At 57.1% G+C, this 22,409-nt stretch carries 19 protein-coding genes, 3 tRNA genes and 3 pseudogenes; 12 read left to right on the plus strand and 13 right to left on the minus strand.

All coding sequences use genetic code 11. The features are described 5' to 3' along the window. Positions 1–49: 49 nt before the first annotated feature. Positions 50–475 (plus strand): annotated as a pseudogene (locus EL217_RS01665) (transposase); the annotation flags it as partial. A 47-nt stretch (positions 476–522) separates the two neighbouring features. Beyond that, a pseudogene (locus EL217_RS01670) lies at positions 523–681 on the plus strand (IS256 family transposase); the annotation flags it as partial. Positions 682–853: 172 nt separating this feature from the next. On the opposite strand, the gene EL217_RS01675 reads toward EL217_RS01670, so the two are convergent. From EL217_RS01675 to EL217_RS01685, 3 genes are read right to left on the minus strand one after another with little or no spacing between them, the layout of a single operon-like run. Continuing rightward, the gene (locus EL217_RS01675; RefSeq protein ID WP_005281128.1) at positions 854–1,657 is read right to left on the minus strand and encodes an ABC transporter ATP-binding protein; all 804 of its coding nucleotides are present in this window, start codon (positions 1,655–1,657) and stop codon (positions 854–856) included. Between the two features lie 22 nt (positions 1,658–1,679). Further along, positions 1,680–2,735: a FecCD family ABC transporter permease gene (locus tag EL217_RS01680; protein WP_005281130.1), complete on the minus strand. Its 1,056-nt coding sequence runs from the start codon at positions 2,733–2,735 to the stop codon at positions 1,680–1,682. Continuing rightward, positions 2,732–3,679 carry a FecCD family ABC transporter permease gene (locus tag EL217_RS01685; RefSeq protein WP_005281133.1) on the minus strand — a complete coding sequence of 316 codons (948 nt, stop codon included), beginning with the start codon at positions 3,677–3,679 and terminating at the stop codon, positions 2,732–2,734. The genes EL217_RS01680 and EL217_RS01685 overlap by 4 nt, the downstream gene beginning before the upstream one ends. A gap of 182 nt (positions 3,680–3,861) precedes the next feature. Here EL217_RS01685 and EL217_RS01690 point away from each other — a divergent pair, with 182 nt between their 5' ends. Continuing rightward, a complete protein-coding gene (locus EL217_RS01690; protein WP_126318233.1) occupies positions 3,862–4,857 on the plus strand; it encodes an ABC transporter substrate-binding protein in 996 nt (331 codons plus the stop codon). 165 nt (positions 4,858–5,022) lie between these two features. Here the strand turns inward: EL217_RS01690 and EL217_RS01695 are convergent, their stop codons facing one another. From EL217_RS01695 to EL217_RS01715, 5 genes are all read right to left on the minus strand, one after another. Then, positions 5,023–6,600 (minus strand): phospho-sugar mutase, encoded by a 1,578-nt coding sequence (locus tag EL217_RS01695; protein WP_126318235.1) that lies wholly within the window; start codon positions 6,598–6,600, stop codon positions 5,023–5,025. Positions 6,601–6,603: 3 nt separating this feature from the next. Further along, a complete protein-coding gene (gene deoC / locus EL217_RS01700) occupies positions 6,604–7,251 on the minus strand; it encodes a deoxyribose-phosphate aldolase (RefSeq protein WP_005276833.1) in 648 nt (215 codons plus the stop codon). 11 nt (positions 7,252–7,262) lie between these two features. Then, the gene (locus EL217_RS01705; RefSeq protein WP_005276835.1) at positions 7,263–8,618 is read right to left on the minus strand and encodes an MFS transporter; all 1,356 of its coding nucleotides are present in this window, start codon (positions 8,616–8,618) and stop codon (positions 7,263–7,265) included. A gap of 15 nt (positions 8,619–8,633) precedes the next feature. Continuing rightward, positions 8,634–9,359: a purine-nucleoside phosphorylase gene (deoD, locus tag EL217_RS01710; protein WP_126318237.1), complete on the minus strand. Its 726-nt coding sequence runs from the start codon at positions 9,357–9,359 to the stop codon at positions 8,634–8,636. Positions 9,360–9,472: 113 nt separating this feature from the next. Then, positions 9,473–10,408 (minus strand): sugar-binding transcriptional regulator, encoded by a 936-nt coding sequence (locus EL217_RS01715; RefSeq protein WP_126318239.1) that lies wholly within the window; start codon positions 10,406–10,408, stop codon positions 9,473–9,475. 174 nt (positions 10,409–10,582) lie between these two features. Here EL217_RS01715 and EL217_RS01720 point away from each other — a divergent pair. From EL217_RS01720 to rplA, 7 genes are all read left to right on the plus strand, one after another. Further along, positions 10,583–10,658: transfer RNA gene (locus tag EL217_RS01720), tRNA-Thr, on the plus strand. 48 nt (positions 10,659–10,706) lie between these two features. Next, positions 10,707–10,778, plus strand: a tRNA-Met gene (locus EL217_RS01725). Between the two features lie 137 nt (positions 10,779–10,915). Then, positions 10,916–10,988 (plus strand) — tRNA-Trp (locus EL217_RS01730). A gap of 172 nt (positions 10,989–11,160) precedes the next feature. Beyond that, positions 11,161–11,493, plus strand: coding sequence for a preprotein translocase subunit SecE (secE, locus tag EL217_RS01735; RefSeq protein ID WP_023016713.1), 333 nt, complete (start codon positions 11,161–11,163; stop codon positions 11,491–11,493). A gap of 129 nt (positions 11,494–11,622) precedes the next feature. After that, positions 11,623–12,528 carry a transcription termination/antitermination protein NusG gene (gene nusG, locus EL217_RS01740; RefSeq protein WP_005276843.1) on the plus strand — a complete coding sequence of 302 codons (906 nt, stop codon included), beginning with the start codon at positions 11,623–11,625 and terminating at the stop codon, positions 12,526–12,528. Positions 12,529–12,698: 170 nt separating this feature from the next. Beyond that, the gene (gene rplK, locus EL217_RS01745) at positions 12,699–13,142 is read left to right on the plus strand and encodes a 50S ribosomal protein L11 (RefSeq protein WP_005276845.1); all 444 of its coding nucleotides are present in this window, start codon (positions 12,699–12,701) and stop codon (positions 13,140–13,142) included. Positions 13,143–13,210: 68 nt separating this feature from the next. Beyond that, positions 13,211–13,915: a 50S ribosomal protein L1 gene (rplA, locus tag EL217_RS01750; RefSeq protein ID WP_005276847.1), complete on the plus strand. Its 705-nt coding sequence runs from the start codon at positions 13,211–13,213 to the stop codon at positions 13,913–13,915. 111 nt (positions 13,916–14,026) lie between these two features. On the opposite strand, the gene EL217_RS01755 is transcribed toward rplA, so the two are convergent. Further along, positions 14,027–15,364, minus strand: a complete 1,338-nt coding sequence (locus tag EL217_RS01755) for a cryptochrome/photolyase family protein (RefSeq protein WP_126318241.1) — start codon at positions 15,362–15,364, stop codon at positions 14,027–14,029. 286 nt (positions 15,365–15,650) lie between these two features. On the opposite strand from EL217_RS01755, the gene rplJ reads away from it, so the two are divergent. Together rplJ and rplL are read left to right on the plus strand one after the other, a co-directional pair. Next, the gene (rplJ, locus tag EL217_RS01765; RefSeq protein ID WP_005276854.1) at positions 15,651–16,172 is read left to right on the plus strand and encodes a 50S ribosomal protein L10; all 522 of its coding nucleotides are present in this window, start codon (positions 15,651–15,653) and stop codon (positions 16,170–16,172) included. A gap of 88 nt (positions 16,173–16,260) precedes the next feature. Next, entirely contained in the window at positions 16,261–16,650 is a 390-nt protein-coding gene (rplL, locus tag EL217_RS01770) for a 50S ribosomal protein L7/L12 (RefSeq protein ID WP_005276856.1), read from the plus strand. A 383-nt stretch (positions 16,651–17,033) separates the two neighbouring features. On the opposite strand, the pseudogene EL217_RS01775 reads toward rplL, so the two are convergent. The 4 genes and pseudogenes from EL217_RS01775 to EL217_RS01795 all read right to left on the minus strand — a co-directional run bounded on the left by EL217_RS01775 (position 17,034) and on the right by EL217_RS01795 (position 22,363). Next, positions 17,034–18,382: pseudogene (locus tag EL217_RS01775) on the minus strand (IS256 family transposase). A gap of 657 nt (positions 18,383–19,039) precedes the next feature. After that, positions 19,040–20,290, minus strand: a complete 1,251-nt coding sequence (locus EL217_RS01785; protein WP_172596699.1) for an MFS transporter — start codon at positions 20,288–20,290, stop codon at positions 19,040–19,042. Positions 20,291–20,314: 24 nt separating this feature from the next. Then, complete coding sequence (locus EL217_RS01790) at positions 20,315–21,124, minus strand: SagB/ThcOx family dehydrogenase (RefSeq protein WP_331855617.1); 810 nt, start codon at positions 21,122–21,124, stop codon at positions 20,315–20,317. Positions 21,125–21,367: 243 nt separating this feature from the next. After that, positions 21,368–22,363: an ATP-grasp domain-containing protein gene (locus EL217_RS01795; protein WP_126318248.1), complete on the minus strand. Its 996-nt coding sequence runs from the start codon at positions 22,361–22,363 to the stop codon at positions 21,368–21,370. Between the last annotated feature and the right edge of the window lie 46 nt (positions 22,364–22,409).

A 22,409-nucleotide genomic window follows, 5' to 3' on the forward strand; every position in this document is an offset into this window, starting at 1 on the left:
ACACAAGATCCGCACTAATCGGGTGTCCACTAAACGAGGGTAACCTCACCAAGTCCTAGGCTGGTCCATGGATAGTGTGCAGGATTCTTACCTAGTTGAACGTGCACTGCGCATGGCTTACACCCTGCGTGGTGAAGTACCCGACGGCGTGGTCTTCCACGCCGATCGTGGTACCCAGTTCACCAGCGAACAGCTGTGGCAGGTCTGTCAAGAACTAGGGATTGCACAATCGGTCGGCCGTACTGGTGTCTGCTTTGACAATGCGATGGCCGAGTCGTTCTGGTCGACATTGAAGACCGAATTTTACGATCGGAAGGAATGGCGAACCCGCAACGAAGCCCGGAAGGCGGTGGCTCGCTGGATTGAGATTGTCTACAACCGGCGCCGTCGCCACTCGTCCATCGGGATGGTAAGCCCCGTCGATTTCGAAGCCCAGCTCGCTGATCAAAATGGTAATAAGAAGGCCGCTGCTTAACCCCTAAGCAGCTTAACAACGTGTCCACGATTTGCGGGCAACCCCACGAATCCATCATCCGGCTTGTCGGTGCGGTCCTAGCCGAGCAACACGACGATTGGATCCAACAAAAACGCTACATGTCACTGACCGCACTCGAACACACCAGACACCTCATGCACCGCACAGGAGACGCCAATGGTGACCACAACCAGCTAACCGCCTGACCTCAAACACAGAACTGAATACCGAGCCGAAAGCACAAACGGCTACACCACTACACGGGACTTGACCTATGAATCCGCTGGGCCTGACCCCCGATGTGTCTACTTTCCGGGGGTCAGGCCCTAGTTTAGATTTCCCGTCTACTCAGAGGAAAAACCTGGGACACTTCAAACTTCAGTCTGGAATGATTACTGTCCGTCCTTGCTGCCCAGCCTTGGTAACCTCTACGGGTAGGCCATATAGGTGCTCAATTAGTTCTGAGGTGATTATGTCCACGGGATTTCCGTGGGCGACTAACTGCCCGCTTTGCATCGCTACTATATGGTCGGCGAAACGTATCGCTTGCTGGAGGTCATGTACTACGGCGATGACTGTTTTGTGCTCGTTTTTGCTGAGGTTTCTCACCAGAGTGAGCAAGTCATGCTGATAGCCCAAATCCAAAAAGGTTGTGGGCTCATCTAGTAAGAGCACCGGGGTGTCTTGGGCTAACGCCATGGCCAACCAAGCGCGTTGGCGTTGACCGCCTGATAATTCATTCATTCTGCGGTCAGCCAGTGAATCCAGTTCCACCGTCGATATTGCTTGGGATACCTTGTCGAAGTCCTGGCTGCTGCGTTGTCCCAACGTTCCCAGGTGTGCGAACCGGCCACGCGCTACCAGTTCCGTCACGGTGAGATGCTCAGGGGCTATTGCATCTTGGGCCATGAGTGCGATGCGCCGCGATAATTCCTTGCGGCCGAAAGAATCAATCTCTTTGTTTTCTAAGGAAATAGTGCCTGCTTCTGTGGGCAATACTCGCGCCATAGCGCGCAGAAGGGTGGATTTGCCACAGCCATTGGGGCCAATAATGCACGTAAATTTTCCGCGCGGGAAGTTTACGCTTACGTTGTTTACGGCGGTGAAGTCGCCGTAAGTGATGGTAGCGCCCTGTACTGCTACCGCGATGTCTCCATCGCTGTCTGAATCTGGGAAAGCCATTATGGGAAAAGTCCTTTCAAAATTACCTGCGGTAGGTGCGGTGCGCGAAGAGCATGAGGATGATCAGGTATGTGCCGCCCAAGGTGACGGTTACGACGCCAACCGGAAGCATGGTGGGATGGAAAAGCTGTTGCCCTATGATGTCGCAGACCAATAGCAAGGTGGCGCCGATAAGTGCACCAGCAGGGAGGCTGACTCGTTGGCCGCCGGTAAGGAACCTTGTCAGGTGTGGTGCCGCTAAGGCTACGAAAGAAATCGGACCGGCCAGCGCGGTGCACAGTGCTGTTAAAAGGGCAGAGAGAAACACTAGAACAAGGCGGGTGCGGGTTACATTTAGGCCGAGGGAGTAGGCGGTGTCATCGGCAAGCTCTAGGGCCTCGCAGCGCGACCTCAACGTGAAAGCTAGCACGATGATTAGTGCCAGCACGATGGCCGCTGGGCCGACGAAAATCCATTCAATGCCGTTGAGCGAACCAGCAGCCCACGTGGCCGCAGTCATGGCCGTGTCCAAATCTGCGCTCAAGATGAGGTAACGGTTGACCGCGGAGAGCGTAAGGGAGACTCCGATACCGACCAGGATGAGTCGCATGCCGCTTACCTGTCTGCGCAGGGCCAGGACGACGATGATCAGCGCGGTGATCCCGCCTCCGATCACCGCTCCTAATGCGACGTTAATAAAACTGCTGAACCCTAAGTAGCTCACCACGATCACCCCGGTATAGGCACCGGTGTTAAAACCAATGATGTCGGGCGAGCCCAGCGGGTTGCGGGTTACGGTCTGAAAAAGTGTGCCGGCGATAGCGAGGCCAGCTCCTACCACGATGGCAGCGGTGACTCTGGGCAAGCGCCATTCGTAGATTACGGTGGTGCCGAAGCCGGAGTCGGGGTGAATGAGCGCCTGCCAAGCCGACACGCGATCTAGTCCTGCGCCAGGGTACGTCAGCGCTACGACGGCAGCGAGAAGGACTGCGGCGATGCCCACAAAAAGCACGATTATTTCGCGGCGGCGGTATCGCGCAGCGATGGTGCGTACCGAGGTGGTAGCGGTCCTCGTGGCATTTAGGTCTGTGGTCCTCATAGAACCACCTGCTTGCGTTGTGCAAGGAAAATGAGGAAAGGAGCACCGATTATCGCGACGGTTACTCCGGCGGGTAACTCGCCGGGCAAGATAAGCCGCCCAATGATGTCGGCGAAGAGAAGCAGATTTGGACCGATTAACCCACTAATCCAAATCTGATCGCGCTCATTGGTGATGCCTACTTGGCGAACCAAGTGGGGGACAAGCATGCCGACAAATGCTAAAACGCCGACTGCGGCAGTGGTCGTTGCGGCGAGCAAAGACACAACAAAGAGGGCCAATGCGCGGGTTTGGGCTACGTTGATGCCAAGTGCTTCTGCAGCGTTTTCACCCAGCGGCAGGACGGTCAGGCGGGGCGCTAGGAAAACCAACATCACTGCGGCGACGGCCAATCCACACCCTATGAGATAAAGCGGGGTGGTAGAAGCAATATCCATGCTGCCCACCATCCATGCCTTGATTCGGGCAAAGGCTTGCGGATCTAGGAGCGACATGCCCTCAGAAAGGCCTTCGAACACAGCGCTTAACGCCACGCCGGCAAGCACGATACGGAGCGGATCAATGGCGCCAGAGATGTCTCGGCCTAGGCGCGCAACTAATAGCATGGTGCCACCCGCACCGATCAAGGCAGCGGCGGTAAAAGCTAGGGGTGAAGTTAGCCCGAATACGCTAAGCGCGAGCGCGGCCGCGAAGGCGGCGCCGGCGTTCATGCCGAATACTCCGGTATCTGCCAGCGGGTTTCGGGTGATGATCTGGAGAATGCAACCGGCGACCGCGAGCCCAGTACCCGCGAGGATGGCGGCGATGGTGCGTGGGATTCGTCGCTCGTAGAGGATGTCTCCAGCCGTGCTGCTGCCGGGGCCGCCGCGGAGGCCTGCGACTATTTCAGAGGGGCTAAAAGACTGCGCGCCGATGAACAGGCTGAGCACAATCAGAAGCGCCATTAGCAGAAATGCAAGTGCAAGGAAGGCGCCGACCCGCCACCTGCGGCGACGAGTATTCGGTACACCCATTGGGGGGAGCGTTGATTTGGTATGCGTCATATTATTTTCAATAAATAAGTAAGTTAGCTTAGGCTAACGATTATGTCAGAAATAGTGTTCAACAAAAACGCCTGCTATCAAGCATGGCTGCCGCCGTCGCCATTGCCTTGTCACTGTCTGCTTGCAGTGCCGCCGAAAATGACGATTCCAAGGGCGGTCCGGGCAATGAAAGCGTCTCCCATAGCGGTGAGCGCTTTGGTACCGCAGATGAAGAAACCGCCAAGTTGGGAACCGATGCTGAGCCCGGCCAGTTCCCGCGCACCATCAAACACGCCAATGGTGAAACTGAGATTAAAGAGAAGCCAGAGCGCGTAGTGGTGCTGGACATGGGTGAGCTCGACTCTGTGCTGTCCTTGGGGATTAAGCCGGTAGGCATGGTTACCTCTAAGGGTGCGAATCCAGTGCCGGATTACTTGGCTGACAAGGTGAAAGACGTACCTTCGGTGGGCACCATTCAGGAGGTAAACGTCGAAAAAATCGCAGAGCTCAAGCCCGATCTCATCGTGGGCAGCCAGCTGCGCGTGGACGATCTGTACGGACAGCTTTCCGATATCGCGCCGACTGTGTTGGCTATCCGCCCAGGATATCCATGGAAGGAAGACTTCCGGCTGATCGGTGATGCGCTCGGTGAAGAGGAGAAAACCGTCGATATCCTCAATGACTATGCGGATACCTTGGCTGAAGTCAAGGAGAAGATGCCGAAGGACACGACCGTCTCTATGCTTCGATTCATGCCAGACAAGATCCGCTTGTACGCCAATAAGTCCCTCATCGGTGTCATTCTGCGCGATGCGGGACTGGATCGCCCAGAAAACCAGGACATTGATGAGCTGGCAGCGGAGATTTCTCCAGAGTCCATTTCTGAGGCAGACGGAGATTACCTGTTCTACTCCAGCTATGGCGACCCATCGGCCACTGGTGAGGACAAAATTGTCGAATCCGAACAATTTAAGAATCTGTCAGCGGTGAAGGAAGGCAAGGCCTTCCGCGTCAGCGATGACCTCTGGTTCTTGGGCCTTGGCCCAACGGGTGCGAAAAAGATCGCGGAGGAACTAGTCGAGTACTTGGATGTTAAGTAATTGACCTGATGGCATGAGGGCCCGCCCGAGTTGGGCGCTTCCCGCGTAGGGAAAGAAGAGCCCTTGTGCTCTAGACCGCCTTATAAAGCCGTATGGGCCAGCAGATTCGCACTATGGTGGCGAAATCCTGCTGGCCCATAAAACTGTCTTCAGTAAGCGGGCGGATTAGAGCCCGAAGTAATCGCGCAGATCAGCCGCGATGGCATCGAGGCGACCGGCGTCGGGGGACTCCAGGTAGCACTTGAGCTTGGGCTCGGTACCGGAGGGGCGAACGATGACGCGGTCATCGTTCTCGGTGAAGAACTTCGAGCCTTGGGCAAACTTTTCCACCTTGGATACCGGGGAACCGGCGAGCTCGGTCGGCGGGGTGGTAGAAACCTTGTCCATTGCTTGGGTAATCAGGCTCAAGTCCTCGACGCGGAAAGTCAGCGGCTGGGTGTGCAGGGCGCCGACCGTGGCGTAAATATCATCCAAGCGGCCTAGGAGGCTGCTTCCAGCGGCCTTGCATTCGGCGGTGAGGCTGGCGAGCACCACGGAGGTGGAGATGCCGTCCTTATCGCGCACAGCGTTGGGATCGGGGCAGAAGCCAATGGCTTCTTCGTAGCCGAAGGCCAGCTCCGGGGTGCGGGCGATCCACTTGAAACCGGTCAGGGTTTCCTCGTGGCCGAGGCCGTAGTGCGCGGCGATGCGCCCGAGCAGGCGGGACGATACGAGGGAGTTGGCGAAGTTACCGGTAGCGCCGCGGCGGGCGAGGTAATCACCAAGCAAGGCACCGGTTTCATCGCCACTGAGCTGGCGCCAGGTGCCATCGGTAGGCACAGCGGCTGCGCAGCGATCGGCGTCAGGGTCGTAAGCGATAAGGATATCGGCACCGATTTTCTCGGCGTGCTGAATGCCAAGGTCCAGCGCGCCGGGCTCTTCCGGGTTGGGGAAAGAAACCGTGGGGAAATCTGGGTCAGGAGCGGCCTGTTCTGGCACCAGCGAGACGGTAAATCCGCAGCGAGACAGCAGTTCCTTACCCAGCTCGGCGCCCACGCCGTGCATGGCGGTCAGCGCAATGGTGATATCGGTATTGTCACCGACCAACGCGGCGGCGCGGTCGAGATAGTCCGCGCGGGTATCGACGTCCTCTATGCGCTCAGAAGAGAGCGCAATCTCGTCGGCATAGGGAGCCTTAGCGATAGCGGCGGCAATTTCGGAATCCGCCGGAGAAATAAGCTGCACGCCCTCGCCCGGGCCGGTGGCGATGCGTCCACCCAAGTACACCTTGTAGCCATTATCGGCTGGTGGGTTGTGGGAGGCGGTGACCATAATACCGGCATCCGCGCCCAAGGAACGGACCGTAAAAGCCGTCAGTGGGGTCGGATTCTGTGCAGGCAGAACCAGGGCCTTGCCGCCGGCGGCGGAGATAACCTGCGCGGCATCGCGCTGGAACTGTGCGGATCCGTGGCGGGCATCGCAGCCGATGACCACGACCGGCGCATCCACCTGCTGCTTGAGCCAAGTGATAAGCCCGTAGGTGGTGCGAATGACCACGGCGCGGTTCATGCGGGATTCGCCCGCGCCCACGGCGGCGCGCAGGCCAGCGGTACCAAAGTTCAGGGGGCCCGCGAAGGCGGCGGCGAGTTCTTGGGAATTTTCTTCCTCGATCCAAGTCAGCACCTGGCGGGCGGTGTCCGCATCCGGATCGTGTTCGGCCCAGGTGCGGGCGTAGTCGAAATCGAAGCTCGTATCCACAGCCATGGCTTAAAGCTCCTCGAGGATCTTGGCGGAGGAGGATAGCCCCAGGCGGCTGGCGCCGGCCTCGATCATGGCGAGGGCATCCTCGGCGGTGCGAATGCCACCAGAAGCCTTCACGCCCAGCTTGTCGCCCACGGTCTCGCGCATGAGCTTGACCGCGTGGGTGGAGGCACCGCCGGCGGGGTGGAAACCGGTGGAGGTCTTGACAAAGTCCGCCTGAGCGGCAGCGGCAGCCTGGCAGGCGAGGACAATGGCGGCATCGGAAAGCGCGGCAGACTCGATAATGACCTTGAGCACCTTGCCTGGGATGGCATCGCGCACGGCCTGGATTTCTGCCTGCAGCTCCTCGGCGCGGCCCTCGATGGCCAGCGGGATGTTGATGACCATGTCTACTTCCTCGGCGCCATCGGCAACCGCGCGGGCTGCCTCAGCAGCCTTGATTTCCGGCTTGACGGCGCCGGAAGGAAAGCCCACGACCGTGGCGACATGGAGGGACTCTGGGGTCTCGAGCGGCAGGGCGGAAGGAGAGACACACACGGCATAGGTGCCAAGCTCGGTGGCCTCTTCTACCAAGGCGCGGAACTGCTCCGAGGTGGCCTCCGGCTTGAGCAGGGTGTGGTCGATGTAGGAAGCAACGTCAGTGCGAGAAGTCATGATTTTCTCCTTTAGGAAATAGAAGCGGATTCTTTACGGGCCATCTTGAGGTCAGAGACCACATAGAGGCCAGAGCCGATGGCGGCGATGAAGGTGAGGACCAACAGCGTGGTGGTGTAGCTGGTGGATTCCTGCAGCTTGGCGGTATAGGCAATGCCCAGGGGCACGGCGATATTGATGGTGAGGTTGTAGAAACCAATGGCGATGCCAGACTTGGCTGCGCTGATATTGCGCAGGGCGGTGTTGACCAGTGGGGCGTACATCAGCGCAAAGCCGCTGGCAAAGGCCACGATGGCGATGATGAGTACGGAAACGTGAACCTGCGCGAAGAACGCGGCGAACAAGAGCGCGCCGGCAACCATGCCAAAGGCGGTGTAAATGGTGGCGCGAGAGGACATGACCTTGCCAATCTTGCCGGAGAAGATACCGACGAGGATGGCGCAGATATAGCCCGGAACCATCAACAGCGAAGCCTGATCCAAGCTCATGCCGTGCATGTCATGGGCTGCGAAGGGCAGCAGGAAGATAAAGCCCAGCTGCGTGGAATAGACAAAGAGCACCATGATAATGGTCCACACGTAGCGGCCATTGGTGAAAAATTCCGGGGTGACCACGGGGTTCTTTGCGTTCTTGATGTGCACGGTGAATGCGGCAACGCCCACGATGGCAAAGATGAGCCAGTACCAGGCGTAATCCTGCATGAACAAGATAAGCGCGCTGGCAAAGAGGGCTACGTAGAACAGGCCGAGCGCGTCCAGGTGGCTTTCCACGGCCTCATCTTCCGGCACATTCTTAATGATGGGCGGAATGGTCAGCAGGAGGATGAGCGGGATGAGGAACATCGCGGTCCAAGACACGTGGGTGGAGATGAATCCGGAGGTCAGCGCGCCAATGAGCAGGCCAGCCTGGAAGGCGGCGGTGGAAAAGCCGAGGTAAGTCTTTTGATCATCCTCGCTCAAGTGCTTGGTCACGTAGATGACATAGAGTGTTTCAGCGGCGGCCAAACCGGTGGTTTGAATCAGGCGGCCGGTTAATACCATGGCCCACGAACCGGAGAAGACGAAGGCCAGGATGGAACCTACGGCCACAAAAACGATGCCGGTAAGCATCAGTTTCCGGATAGAGATGGAGTCTGCCAAGGCGGCGTAGACAACGGCACCGATACCAATGATCACGCCGGCCAGGGAGGCCTGCAGCGACGCGGTCTTATCGGAAATTTCGAGCGCTTCCGCGATCGGCATGGTCATCGTCTTGAAACCATTGTCAATGATGAGGGAGAAGACGAAGACGAAAAGCAGGATGGGGACGGCGGCCTTGGGATTTACCTGGGTGCGCTCACCCGGGGTGGCCTTAACTTTTTTCAGCATGGCGGCGGGGTCCTTTTAGTCCAGCGCGTTGAGCGGCAGAGCGAGCTCCACCATGGTGCGGAAGGCGGTCTGGCGGTCTTCAGCGGAAAGCTGCTTGCCGGTGACGATGTTGTCGGAGACGGTAAACAGGCCCAAGGCGTCAACGCCGGCTTCGGCGGCGGTGGCATAGAGCGCTGCGGATTCCATCTCCACGCCGAGCACGCCCATGTGTGCCCAGCGGTCGTTCACGGTCTGGTCCATGTTGTAGAAGATGTCCGAGCTCAAGATATTGCCCACGTGAATGTGCTGGTTCTGCTTCTCGGATTCATCAACCAAGGCCTTGAGCAGCTTCCACGATGCGGTGGGAGCGTAGGTGCCTGGCAGGTCATACTGGGACAGGAAGTTGGAATCGGTGGAGGCAGAGGAAGCAACGATGACATCGTGCAATTCGATGTCTTCTTGCATCGCGCCGATGGAGCCGACACGGATGAGCTTTTTCGCACCGAACTTGTGGATGAGCTCCCAGGAGTAAATGCCGATGGACGGGATGCCCATGCCGGTGCCCATGACGGATACCTGCTTGCCGTTATAGGTGCCGGTAAAGCCCAGCATATTGCGGATCTCGTTGAATTGGACGGTGTCTTCGAGGAAGTTATCAGCAATGAACTTCGCGCGCAGTGGGTCACCGGGCAGCAGGATGGTCTCTGCGATTGGTGCGCCGTGCGGGTTGATGTGCGGGGTGGAAATGTCGGTGGCGGACATTGACGTGCTCCTCCATGTGAACTTCGGGTGTGTACATGGGTTAGTCTAGTCCGCCCGGAACCAATGTCAATGGGATGGTTAACAAATGTTCCCTCAGTGTGACGCGTTTTATGTTAATTATGCTCCAATAGCCTGTGAGCTGTGGATTGATCGGTTACAAGGTGGGTGGCCAAGCCCATCTCAAGGGCTACGTTGATGGCGCGGGTTTTGGTGTGTCCGCCGGCCACGAGTACGCGAGTGGGGCGTTGGGTTAAATCGTCCAAGCCGATGCCGACGGTGCGCGCATCCACGGCGGGGGAGGCGATGGCGCCCTCGGCGGTATAAAAGCGGGAACAGACATCGCCTACGGCATTGGTGAGAAGTTCCTCACTTTCTTCCTCGGTGAGATAGCCCAGGTTCAGCGCCAGGGACTCCTTTTCGATGGCCCCCGCGGTAAATACCGCCACGTCCACGGACGCCCCCATATCGAGGATTGTGGAAATGTGCCGGTCGCGGACGACCCACTCCTTGGCCTCGACGGAATCAAAGATGACCGGGAGGGGGAGTAGGTGTGCCTCGGCATTAAAGGCCTGGGTAAATGCCTGCATAGTCTGCAGATCCTTGGTGGAGCGCTCCGAGTGGGAGTGTCCACCTTTGAGCTGGACGATGTCCACGCCCTCTAGCGGACGCTTGCGTAAATGGGAGGCCACCGCGGACATGGTCTCGCCCCAGGAAAGGCCCACCGAGGTGTGATCGGTAATGAGTTCTTCCAATAGGGCGGCGCCAGCGCTGCCTAGATCAGCGAGCAGGGATCCGCCGGGAGGGGTGGCGGTGACGCGGGCATCGGCAAGCGAAAAGCGCTCGCAGAGCGCAGAAACCAGCTCATCGGACTGCTCGCGGGGATCGGTAATACTCACGGTGACAAAGCCGCGCTCGGCGGCGTGGGTGAGCAATTTGGAGACCGTCGGCCGGGAAATTCCCAGGTGCGCCGCCACCTCCGCCTGCGAAAAACCGGAGTTGTAGTAGAGCTTCGCGGCGTCGAGAGAAAGACAGTCTTTATGATCCAGCATGCCTTTCATTCAAGCACACCGGGCGGGCAGGACCACCATCGTCTAAGCCGCAGAAATTTGCTCACTTATGGGCGCTGACGTGGCGATTTGTGCAAAGTGGAGGTGGCAGGTTAAATTATTGAAGTCCGCAACGGAGAGCACAACGAAATATTGACGTGCTTGATGCTGGGATATGCCCCCTTAGCTCAGTCGGCAGAGCGTTTCCATGGTAAGGAAAAGGTCGACAGTTCGATTCTGTCAGGGGGCTCCATTCATGTCTGGAGGAAATATCTTCCTGCAGGATGAAGGTGTTCACCATGGCGGTGTAGCTCAGTGGTAGAGCAAGCGACTCATAATCGCTGTGTCGCGAGTTCAATTCTCGCCATCGCTACCGGGAAAGAAAAGCGCCACTGCGGCGCTTTTTTACTACCGTGCCTATGGCCTTAACAGAGCACTGGTTTCCGTGCGGAATTAGGGATCTGGTAAGGTCATCGGCGCGTGACGTTCAAGCGTCACGGATAACAAAATAGGGGCGTGGCGCAATTGGTAGCGCAACGGTCTCCAAAACCGTAGGTTGCAGGTTCGAGTCCTGTCGCCCCTGCAAGAATCCCCGTCACCAGCTTTCCAGGTGGCGGGGATATTTTTGTCACAGATGCGGCGTACCCGCCTGGCGTGCTTTCCTGCCCGTGCAGCTTTTGCTAGGGTTGACAAAGTTATGTCTGGGCGGGGTTTCGCGCCCAGAAAAAGATTTCATTTCCCAAGGAGGGTTAGCTGTGAGCGATGAGCAGCAGCCGAACGGCTCGGCGGCCCCGCGTCCCACCGGTAAGCGCCAGCTTTCTGGTGCGGCTTCCACGACCTCCACGGACTCGGCGAAGAAGAACGTCGTCCGCGTTGAGGATAAAAACCGCACCGACAGCCCGGGTGGCGGCATCGCCGCATTCCCCGGCGAGGTTGTCTCTGAAATGAAGAAGGTGGTCTGGCCCACTCGTGGGGAGATGCTGCAGTACACCCTCATTACGTTCGCCTTCTTGATTGTCATGACCGCGCTGGTTTGGGGCGTTGATACCCTGGCTGGCCTCGGAGTTGAGAAGATTCTGACTAATTAGCTAGAATGACCCCATAATCTTTTATCCCGCTGTTTCCGCACTCCGGAACGGCGGGATACTTTTTGCCCACACGCGCCGCGGGTAGGCTGGTTCTACAACACGCGCCGATGACATTTTGGAGTACCACTCATGAGCGACGAGAATAACGTCGAAAACCCAGGAACCTCCCTAGAGGAGGCCATGCAGTCCAACGTGCAGGAGCAGGCTGCAGAGCACGCCAGCGCAGTCGAGGACGCCCAAGAGGAGGCCGCAGCGCCGGCTGAGGATGGCACCAACAACGCAGACGCTGCGCTTGCCGATGCCCCCGCGGCAGAAGCCGAGTCCGCCGCGGAGTCCGCAGAGGCTGCCCCAGCGGAGTCCGCCGAAACCGAGGAAGAGGCCGAGGACGCCGCTTACCGCAAGCGCCTGCGCGACTTCACCCGCGAGCTGAAGAAGCAGCCGGGCCAGTGGTACATCATCCAGTGCTACTCCGGCTACGAGAACAAGGTGCGCACCAACCTCGACATGCGTGCCCAGACCCTTGAGGTGGAAGACTCCATCTTCGAGGTCGTCGTCCCCATCGAGCAGATCATGGAAAACAAGGACGGCAAGAAGAAGATTGTTAAGCGCAAGCTGCTGCCGGGCTACGTCCTGGTGCGCGCCGAGCTTAACGATGCCGCCTGGTCCGTCATCCGCGAAACCCCCGGCGTGACCTCCTTCGTGGGCAATGAAGGCAACGCGACGCCGGTCAAGACCCGCGATGTGGCTAAGTTCCTCATGCCGAATGAAGCGCCCGCCACCAAGGGCGAGGCCGCCCCGAACGAGCAAGAGGGCGAGCAGGTCGTCGAAATGCCAGAGAAGGAAGTGGCCAAGAAATACGCCCACGACTTCGAGGTGGGCGAGGCCGTTACCATCCTGTCCGGCCCGCTGGCTGCCGTATCTGCCACCATTTCCGAAATCGACCCGGAAACCGGCAAGATGCAGGGCTTGGTCTCCATCTTCGGCCGCGAAACCCCAGTGGAGTTGTCGCCGACGGAAATCGAGCGCATTTCTTAAAAAATGATTTTGTGCAGGGCGCACGGTGTTCTAGACTGGAACGCCGTGCGCCTTTTGCGTGCGCACACGTAAATCGTTTCATCCTCCGGTGGCCCACTGAGGTGAGCATCCGGACGGGCCGCGTTATTCATCGTGACGCAGGTCCGGTACCACAGGAAAGAGGTAATTCGATGGCTCCTAAGAAGAAGGTATCTGGCTTCATCAAGCTGCAGATCGAGGCTGGCGCCGCTAACCCGGCACCACCAGTTGGCCCGGCACTGGGTGCCCACGGCGTCAACATCATGGAATTCTGCAAGGCTTATAACGCCGCTACCGAGAACCAGCGTGGCAACGTGGTCCCTGTTGAGATCACCGTCTACGAAGACCGCTCCTTCGACTTCAAGCTGAAGACCCCGCCGGCAGCCAAGCTGCTGCTGAAGGCCGCAGGCGTTCAGAAGGGCTCTGGTGTCCCGCACACCGATAAGGTCGGCTCCGTCACCTGGGATCAGTGCAAGGAAATTGCACAGACCAAGTTCGAGGACCTCAACGCCCGCGACATCGAGGCCGGCGCACACATCATCGCTGGTACCGCCCGCTCCATGGGCCTTAACATCGATGGCGCACCGGAGAAGTAAAAACTTTATGTGGTAGGGCCAGCTTCGGCCCGTCAAATACCACGCCAATCCAGAAAAGGAATTGTTAAATGAGCACCAAGTCTAAGGCTTTTAAGGCCGCTGCGGAACTGGTAGATAAGTCCCGCCTGTACCGTCCGATCGAGGCCGCAAAGCTGGCCAAGGAGACCTCCTCAAAGAACTTCGACGCCACCGTTGACGTCGTCTTCCGCCTGGGCGTTGACCCACGCAAGGCTGACCAGCTGGTGCGCGGTACTGTCTCCCTGCCTAACGGCACCGGTAAGGACGTTCGCGTCGCCGTCTTCGCTGAGGGCGAGAAGGCAACCGCAGCTCAGGAAGCTGGCGCTGACATCGTAGGTACCTCCGAGCTGATCGAGCAGATCAATGAGGGCAACCTGGACTTCGACGTTGCCATCGCTACCCCGGACCAGATGGCCAAGGTTGGCCGCGTCGCCCGCGTCTTGGGCCCACGTGGTCTCATGCCTAACCCGAAGACCGGCACTGTGACCAACGACGTTGCTAAGGCAATTAGCGAGGTCAAAGGCGGTAAGATCTCCTTCCGTGTGGACAAGGCTGCAAACTTGCACGCCATCCTTGGTAAGGCTTCCTTCGATGCTGAGAAGCTCGCTGAGAACTACGGCGCCCTCATGGATGAAATCCAGCGCCTGAAGCCAGCTTCCGCAAAGGGCATCTACATCAAGCGCGCCACCATCTCTACCACCTCCGGCCCAGGTATTCCTGTGGACGGCTCCGTGCAGAAGGGCTACACCGACTAAGACGGTGATAGCGCATAGCGCGTGAATGAAGACCCCGAGGATTTTCCTTGGGGTCTTTTTGCATCGAACATCAGGCCCTGCGGTGTGAACGAAAAGCCAAGGTACTGGGCGTTAGTTTGCGTCTTTGATCTCGGCGTAGGCATCTAGCGCCGCTTGGCGCGACTGCCTGAGGTCCACGATGGGCGGGGCGGATAGCGTGGGCGCCCACTGGCGGATATACGCGCCATCCGGGTCGAAGCGCTGGGCCTGGGTTTCCGGGTTGAAGATGCGGAAGAAGGGTGCGGCATCGTCGCCGCAGCCGGCCACCCATTGCCAGTTAAACGGATTGGAGGCGGCATCGGCATCCACCAGGGTGTCCCAAAACCATTCCTCGCCTAGGCGCCAATGGATGCCCAGGTTCTTGGTAAGAAACGAACCCACCACCATGCGCACGCGGTTGTGCATGTAGCCGGTGTGCCAGAGCTCGCGCATACCGGCATCGACAAGCGGGATGCCCGTCGTACCCTCCTGCCAATCCTTTAGCCGCGGGTCATTCCAGGACCAGTCGAAGCGGTTGAATTTTTGCCGCACGTTGCGGGTGGCCAGATCGGGCAGGTGGTAGAGCCGGTGCCAGGCAAAGTCGCGCCACAGCAACTCGGACTGAAATTTCTCCGCGTCGGGCTCCTCGGCGGCGGCCACCCAGACCTCGCGCGGGGATACCTCGCCAAAGCGCAAGTGCGGCGAGAGCAGGGACGTGGCGTTGCGCGCGGGTATATCGCGCTCCTCGGCGTAGTGAGCTAAGTCGAGCTGGGCTAGGCGTTCGCGCGCACCGGCCTCTCCGGGAGTCCAATACTGGGCGAGCGACGCAGCCCACTGCGGTTCATCGGCGCTGGGGTTGGGCCAGCTCCTGCTTGCCGATGCCCCCATCTCCCGCCCCGCCAGCAATTCCGGTACTGGCAGCGGTTCCTCATCAGCAAGCTGGGACCGCGCGGCGGCCGCGAAGGGAGTAAAGACTTTATAAGGGTTGCCCTGGGCGTTGGTGACCTCCCATGGCTCCACGAGGGTGAAACCGGGGCAGGAGATGGCGTTAATTCCGGCATCGGCAAGCGTTGCTTTGACCCTCGCGTCTACCTCGCGCAGCGGGCCGTGGTAGCGGCGGTTCCAGGTGACGGTATCGGCGCCAACCTCGTGGGCGATGCGGGGAATGACGGTGCGGGCATCGCCGGTAGCGCGCAGAAGCTTCACCCCACGGGAGGCAAGCTCCTGCGCTAGGGCATGGAGCGAACGCTCCCGCCACCAGTGAGTGGCGCCACCGAGCGGCCGGGTGCTGGGGTAGGCGGGCTCATCGAGGACAACGGCCACTAACTCTGGCTTAGAACCGTTTTTATCGGTGGCGGCCTCCGCGGCGCGGGTAAGGGCCTGGTTATCGGATAAGCGCAGGTCATCGCGAAACCACATGAGGGAAGTCATACTAGATAGCCTACGCGGCTGGGCAATTTGGGAATGCGAGGAAAGCACGGTAGTATCCCTTGTGAAGTTTGAACGGCCTTGTGGCCGAGTCAAAGTTCACCGAAGACCGTTGGTCATCCACTAAGGATTGAAAGTTCTCCACCCTGGAGGCGGCCCACGCAGGAGACACTTTGTGCATTCCGCGGCATTTCTCATGTCGCACGCCCTGTGCTCTTGCACGGGGCTTTTCTTTTTGGAAGGCCCCAGCGGAAAATAAAAGAGATGTTTTGGAAGGAGGCGAGAGACAATGGCAAACCCAAAGAACACTGCAGACTTGGCAGAGCTGAAGGAGAAGCTGGCCGATTCTAGCTCCGTCGTTTTGACTGAGTACCGCGGCCTGACCGTATCCCAGCTGCAGGAGCTGCGTAACAACCTGGGCTTTGACGTTGACTACTCCGTCGCCAAGAACACCCTCTTCAAGATCGCTGCCAACGAAGCTGGCATCGAAGGTCTTGATGATTTGCTGACTGGCCCGACCGCAATTGCGTTCATCAAGGGCGAGGCAGTAGATGCTGCGAAGATCATCACCAAGTTTGCTGATGACAACAAGGCACTCGTCATCAAGGGTGGCTACATGGACGGCGACGCATTGTCTGCGGAGCAGGTTCAGGCCATCGCCAAGCTGGACAACCGCGAGACCACCCTCGCAAAGCTGGCTGGCGCTATGAAGGGTTCTATGGCGAAGGCAGCCGCTGTCTTCAACGCTCCTGCAACCAAGGCGGTTCGCACCGTTGTTGCTCTGCAGGACAAGAAGGAAGCAGAAGCTTAAGTCGTCACAACAGACGCACACATAAAACACCGTGCTTGCTACCTCATCACCGGGGAACAAGCACACAACACAGAAAGGACTTGCCATCATGGCTAAGCTCACCAAGGACGAGCTCATTGAAGCTTTCAAGGAAATGACCCTCATCGAACTGTCTGAGTTCGTTAAGGAATTCGAGGACGTCTTCGACGTTGAGGCTGCTGCACCGGTTGCTGCTGCTGCACCGGGCGCTCCGGCTGAGGGCGGCGCTTCCGCTGCTGAGGAGCAGACCGAGTTCGACGTCGTTCTGACCGACGCTGGCGCTAAGAAGATCGGCGTTATTAAGGCTGTCCGCGAGCTCGTCTCCGGCCTGGGCCTGAAGGAAGCTAAGGAAATGGTTGAAGGTGCACCTAAGGCCATCATCGAAGGCGCTTCCAAGGACGACGCTGAGGCTGCTAAGACCAAGCTGGAAGAGGCTGGCGCTTCCGTCGAGCTCAAGTAATTTAACTGAGCTTCACGCTTTCGAAGCCCCCACTCTTACCGCGCTAAATGCGGTGGGAGATGGGGGCTTCTCCCGTTTTATATGCCCCTCTTGAGTTCAGAGGGTCGTTGCAACACTTTCCCTTAGGAGGGTGTTGTTGTGCTTGGAGTTGTGGGCCCGTTTCATTCGTTGTCTGAGTCGGATCGTCGTGGCTTGGTCGCCTTGGTTGGCAGTGGGCGTAGCGTTCGTTCGGCTGCTGGTGAGCTTGGCTGTCATTACGTGCATATGGTATATAGTGAGCTGGTTGATTCTTCCGGTGACTACTAACCGAGAACGATGCCCTATTTGTGCAGGGCAGATGAAGAAAAAGAGAGTGTCCGATTCTTTGTGTGCGGGGGCTTGGTTTACAAGTAATCCGCGAATCGGTTGGGGTAGGCCACGGCTAGTTGGTTGATGGCTTGTTTCCACCCGGTGGCTTTCGCTCCTTCAATATAGCCGTTGCCTTCAATGTCGCGTTTTGTTTTCTTCGCTCGCTGGGCAGCGCGCTTGTCTTCGATGTCGCAGATCATCAGCCGCAGCGTCTTCAGTGCGGCAGTATCGTTCGGGAATTGCCCCCCGGTTACGGGTAGCTTTACGCAGTTGGGTGTTGAGCGATTCGATCGAGTTGGTGGTGTAGAGCACTCGCCGCGCCGCTGGCGGGAACTGCAGAAACGGTACCAACCGCTCCCATGCGTCCCGCCAGACTTTGACCGACTGGGGGTATTTCCGGCCAAGTTCACTGGCCTCGAAGGCATCCAGGCTGGCACGTGCAGTGTCCTCGTTAGCGGCTGTGTAGACCTCACGCAGTGTGCGGGAGACTGATTTGCGGTCCTGGTAGGACACCCACCGGTTCGCAGCCCGAATCAGGTGCACAATACAGGTCTGCACCATGGAATTCGGCCAGGTTGCCTCCACGGCTTCCGGCAGGCCTTTGAGCCCGTCGCAGCACACGATGAACACGTCTTGGACACCGCGGTTGGCCAGATCCGCACACCGATGCCCAAAATGCGGCGCCTTCATTGTCCGCGATCCACAATCCCAGGATGTGCTTGATGCCGTCCATGTCGACACCAACCGCCATGTAGCAGGACTTGTTGACCACGCGGTGGCCGTCACGGATTTTAACGCGTAGCGCGTCGAGGAAGATCACCGGATAGAACTCGTCGAGCTGGCGGTTTGCCAGATCATGACCTCTTCCAAGACCGCGTCGGTAATGGTGCTGATCGTATCCGGGCTCATATCCACACCGAGGGTGGTTGCGAGATGGTGGCACATATCGCGCACGGTCATCCCGCCGACGTACAGCGAGATAATCATGTCGTCGAGCTCTGTGAGCCGACGTGTGCCCTTGGGCATCATCCGGGGAGTAAACGTGCCGGCGCGATCCCTGGGCACGGTCACTTCCACCGCGCCGTAGCCAGAGTTGACGGTTTTGGTGTACGACCCGTTGCGGTGATTGCTGCTCTGTGCGGTTTCCACCTGGGCTTTGGCCTTGTGTTCGGAATGGCTATAGCCCAAATGCGCATCCATCTCTGCCTTAAGACCAGCGTTAATCGAAGCCTGCAACAGGCCTTTGACCAGCTCGCTGGCGTCATCGGTGGACATCGACAGCACGCCAATCAAGCTGGCGAGCTTAAGGATTTTCCATCAGCTTCTCACTGATGTCGTTGACCCTCGCCGGGTCATGGTTTTTCTTCGGTGACACAGTAGTCATTATCTGTGAAACTCCTTCTAGATCAGAGCCTCACACACAAACTTCCTGACACCCTCGGCCGAGATGGCTTTCGCCGCGATGAGTTCTTCGATGACCTTGCGTGTTGCCGGGCCGACTTTCCTGACACTCTCCCTCGGCACCTAGCACATCAGCATGCCCCCGGCGGTATTTCAGGTCCGAGGCTGCGTTATGCCTCCGGATAAGTGAAATAATCCTAATACCAGCACGCCAGACCGGCTAAACATATAACTTCACCAACACATCCTGTCGTTTAGGCCCCCGAAGGAGCTGTTGGCGTTGACTTTATCGACTACCACTGAAGCACGCACTCATGTTGATGTTGTTCCCGTTCCGCATCCCGGAGAAATTCTTCTCCTAGAATTCCTCAAACCCTGCGGAATTACCCAGTATCGCCTGGCAACGACATTGGCACTACCCGCTCTCAAGTCTGCAAAATCACCCGCGGTGCGCTCGGTATCAGCGCCGATATGGCCTTGCGCTGGTCGGCCTACTTTGGGAATTCCGCGGAGTTCTGGCTCGGACTCAAGAGGAATACGATCTGTGGAAAACTCGCCAGACCACTGATGTCAGCGCCATCGTTCCGTGGAATCACAAAGAAGAAGCCGAGTCTCATTCATAGGAACAGTTGACTTGCGCTCATGAGTGGCTAGGGGAATTCCCTTTCTCCCTCGCGTCTGCTTGCGCAAGGACGCGATCGGCTCGGCGCACAAAGATAAGGGCGGGCCCGATAGCGAGGAGCCCGGCGAGCGCATTGGCCCACAAACCAGTGGTCAAGGTCCAGCGATGAGACAATGCGGCCAGCGGGGTCGACCACACACTAGAGAGTGAAACGACGGTGCTCATTTGGATATTGGTGACTCGGCCAAAAGTTTCTTCTGCCAGAAGCCTGTGGAGTGCGGCATAGGTTACCGCGCCCGCGGCTGGGGCTGTAAGAACAGACAGCCCTAAGGGGATGATCATCAACAGACTGGGGCTGAGCAGGGCACCACAGGCGATTGATGCAGCAACCCAGGCGCATGTGCCTACCTGAAGGGTGGCGAAGGAGAACTTCTTCTGCAACCAACCCGTCGACAAAGCCCCCACAATCCCGATGAGGCCTATGGACGTGCGGGCTAGTCCCGTTACCCATCCAGGGTTATTCCCCTCCTCCAGTATGAGGACCGCCATGAACAGCGAGCCGTTAATTGCGCAGTTCGACAGTGTTTGCATGGCAATGAGCCCGCGAAGTAGTGGCGCGCGAGCCACGATGGCTAAGCCTTCCTTCGTCGTGCGTAGGAGCTTGTTCTCTGCCTTCTTTGTGGGGTCTAGGCGAGCCCTGATGAAGAGGAAGAAGACAATGGTGAGGATATTTGCCAGACCGACAAACACGAAGGGCAGTGCCACATTGACTTCTAGAAGCGCGCCGCCCACAGTGGGGCCGATGAGTCCCGCAAATTGCAGACGTGCTTGGATGAGCCCTTGTTTGGCGGCGAGCTGTTCTTCCTCAACGAGCTGGGGCAGGCAAGGGTCGGAGCAAGCTTGACCTATCCGGTAAAAGAACATCATGCTCCCGAGAAGCGCACCGAAGACCATGGGGGAGAAACTTCCGGATAGGATGAGACTCGCTAACGCGAGGTTGAGTACCCCGGCCAGAGCGTTGGTCACAATGATGAGTGGCTTGCGGCGCCACATATCCGCAAGAGAGCCGCCGATGATTCCGCCTGCCAGTGCAGCTATTCCGGTGATGGTTCCATACAGGCCGGCAAGGGTAAGGCTATCGCTCAAGCGTAGAGTGACCACCGGAATAGCAAGCCCGGCTCCTACCCCGGCTATCTGAGCCACGAGGTCAGACCACAGGAATAGTCTAAAATCACTTGGGTTGGTGCGATCAACTTCATCTATATTCAATGCTCCTCCTATAACAAAGCCATCTCAGTCGTCCCTAGGCCCAATTGCAATTAGCATGCCCCAGAGGAAAGATCGCCAATCTAGTCCCGCGTTGTCAGCGATGATGTCTTCCCGAAAGAGAGAAATGCCCCGAGAGAGGTGGTCAGTGGCTGTAGCAACCATTTGAATAACTTGGCTAAGGTGCCCAATTTCTAGCCAGAGCGTTCGAATCGAGTTTAGACTTTCGTATTTCCAAGATATGACTCGAGGATCACCAAGAGTAATAAAATGTATTGGGGCATCCACGACATGCGATTGTTTCCCAACCGCGGTCTTCCATTCCTTATAGGGCTCTAGATGATTGAGAAACAGTAAGGAATGGTTTTTCGGGGGGTATAAATAATAACCATCGTCGATTGAATCGCATCTACTAACGCGGACAATGAGCTCGGTTGAGCATAATCCTCCGGCAGATGGGGCCGAACGAAAATGGATGTTTCCGGACTTCTGTTCGTTTGTTGTTGGGCGCTTTGAAAAGCTTGCGGAATCGTAAAGGATTGATGCTAGTGACCTAAGGCTAATTGATTTTAGCTCTGTATTCGTAAAACGTGCGGATTTTCGAGAATTCAAAACAGATTTGAAGCTTCTGGTGTCGCTTATTATCTCGCCGTGCGGAAGGTTCAATTCTTGCTTGGCGAAAATCGGATTCTCCCATACATGATGCGGTGGGCCGGTGAGCGCGAGTTTTTCCATTAAATGCTGGTGATGCTCATCTAGTTGAGCGATTGTCTCGTCGGAACGGACTCCGCTGGCAAATGCGTAGTCGCGCGCGAGCGGAGGAGTATCGGGCCACATATCTAGAACCGTGCATTCGGTATTGGGGGGTCATTAGAAAAATGCTGTAGTACCCCTAAGTTCTGGAGTTCCGGAAATGAATCTTCGCTAGACACGACCGTTACTCCACTAATAGTTTGACTATCTAGTAAGCGGAAGAGTTCCTCCCTTGCCTTCTGGTTTAAGATTGTCTGAGTTTGCTCTAGAGGGTTGTCCCAAACGAGATACGGTCCCTTGAACCGAAAATGGCCCACTGTCGCTATTCTAAGCATCGTTTAAAGTCCTTTGTAAATATCTAGCAATGGCGTTGGAGACGAGATTCGTGCCAGCTCGGTCTTCGTAGAATAGCCAATCGAAGCAAACGTTACATTCAAGAAATATTGGGTCACCTCCTTGTATTAGGAGGTCGATGGCACATAAATTACAACCGGATAGTTGGGAGTATTCAATTAGAATATCTTTTAATCTTTGGGTAGATTTATATAGAGATACGCTCACGCCGTTGTTCTCTTGCCACAGGTCGTCTGCATTGTCATATCCCGATACTCGGAAAACGATAACTTCTTGGTCGATTACGTAGCAGCGGAGCTCATACTCTGAGTTCATATACTTCTGGAATAGGAGAGGTACCGGCTCATCACGAGTTGATTGATCTAGCTTCAAACGTTTAGGCATAGCTCCAAGAAGTGTTCCCGGAGTCGGTTCTACCCAGTGGGGGCCAATCGGTTTGGCAATTGAAAAGGGAAACGCCGCTTCATATCCAATTGACGTTTGAGGGGTAGTAAGTCCAATAGAATTGGCGAGCTGAATTTGTGCAAGCCGTGACCGAGCGTTACAAAATTGATTTACGCTAAATAAAGCAATCTCTTCAAGCGTTTGTATGTAGGATATTGCCTGATCTTTGATATAAATTATTTCCTCTTTAACGCAGGATATAATTTTTATAGATTCGCGTGAAAAATGGCGGATCCAAGCTACTACCACCGTGGTGTTGCCATGTTCCGTAACCAGTCTTCCGAAGTTATCTATTGGTAATAGCTCTTTACTGAGTTCGCCGTCGCTGTCAATTCGTACGACTCCAATGTTTTGGCTGGCGAGAATCAGCGACAGGAGGTCACATTCTCGGTCATCTTGGCGGGTTATGAAGACTACACTTTTTGATGGAAGCGATTCGGGGTGATTGTGGCGGAATTCTCGCTGAAAATCGTTGCTTGGGCCTTGAAGTCTTATGGTGATATTTTTGTCTATAAGGATCGTCATAGATACATGGCGGGGTCCTGTGGATGCATGCTTGAGGGGCTTGCAT

Source organism: Corynebacterium segmentosum, assembly GCF_900637825.1.
GTDB classification, from domain to species: Bacteria; Actinomycetota; Actinomycetes; order Mycobacteriales; family Mycobacteriaceae; genus Corynebacterium; species Corynebacterium accolens.

What these genes read in the sequence shown, in the direction of transcription:
- EL217_RS01755 (WP_126318241.1), bottom strand. Translation starts at nt 15,364, where the DNA reads ATGACTTCCCTCATGTGGTTTCGCGATGACCTGCGCTTATCCGATAAC.
- deoC (WP_005276833.1), bottom strand. Translation starts at nt 7,251, where the DNA reads ATGACTTCTCGCACTGACGTTGCTTCCTACATCGACCACACCCTGCTC.
- EL217_RS01705 (WP_005276835.1), bottom strand. Translation starts at nt 8,618, where the DNA reads ATGCTGAAAAAAGTTAAGGCCACCCCGGGTGAGCGCACCCAGGTAAAT.
- deoD (WP_126318237.1), bottom strand. Translation starts at nt 9,359, where the DNA reads ATGTCCGCCACCGACATTTCCACCCCGCACATCAACCCGCACGGCGCA.
- rplL (WP_005276856.1), top strand. Translation starts at nt 16,261, where the DNA reads ATGGCTAAGCTCACCAAGGACGAGCTCATTGAAGCTTTCAAGGAAATG.
- EL217_RS01695 (WP_126318235.1), bottom strand. Translation starts at nt 6,600, where the DNA reads ATGGCTGTGGATACGAGCTTCGATTTCGACTACGCCCGCACCTGGGCC.
- EL217_RS01675 (WP_005281128.1), bottom strand. Translation starts at nt 1,657, where the DNA reads ATGGCTTTCCCAGATTCAGACAGCGATGGAGACATCGCGGTAGCAGTA.
- EL217_RS01690 (WP_126318233.1), top strand. Translation starts at nt 3,862, where the DNA reads ATGGCTGCCGCCGTCGCCATTGCCTTGTCACTGTCTGCTTGCAGTGCC.
- nusG (WP_005276843.1), top strand. Translation starts at nt 11,623, where the DNA reads ATGAGCGACGAGAATAACGTCGAAAACCCAGGAACCTCCCTAGAGGAG.
- EL217_RS01795 (WP_126318248.1), bottom strand. Translation starts at nt 22,363, where the DNA reads ATGACGATCCTTATAGACAAAAATATCACCATAAGACTTCAAGGCCCA.
- EL217_RS01715 (WP_126318239.1), bottom strand. Translation starts at nt 10,408, where the DNA reads ATGCTGGATCATAAAGACTGTCTTTCTCTCGACGCCGCGAAGCTCTAC.
- rplK (WP_005276845.1), top strand. Translation starts at nt 12,699, where the DNA reads ATGGCTCCTAAGAAGAAGGTATCTGGCTTCATCAAGCTGCAGATCGAG.
- EL217_RS01685 (WP_005281133.1), bottom strand. Translation starts at nt 3,679, where the DNA reads ATGGCGCTTCTGATTGTGCTCAGCCTGTTCATCGGCGCGCAGTCTTTT.
- EL217_RS01680 (WP_005281130.1), bottom strand. Translation starts at nt 2,735, where the DNA reads ATGAGGACCACAGACCTAAATGCCACGAGGACCGCTACCACCTCGGTA.
- rplA (WP_005276847.1), top strand. Translation starts at nt 13,211, where the DNA reads ATGAGCACCAAGTCTAAGGCTTTTAAGGCCGCTGCGGAACTGGTAGAT.
- EL217_RS01790 (WP_331855617.1), bottom strand. Translation starts at nt 21,124, where the DNA reads ATGTGGCCCGATACTCCTCCGCTCGCGCGCGACTACGCATTTGCCAGC.
- rplJ (WP_005276854.1), top strand. Translation starts at nt 15,651, where the DNA reads ATGGCAAACCCAAAGAACACTGCAGACTTGGCAGAGCTGAAGGAGAAG.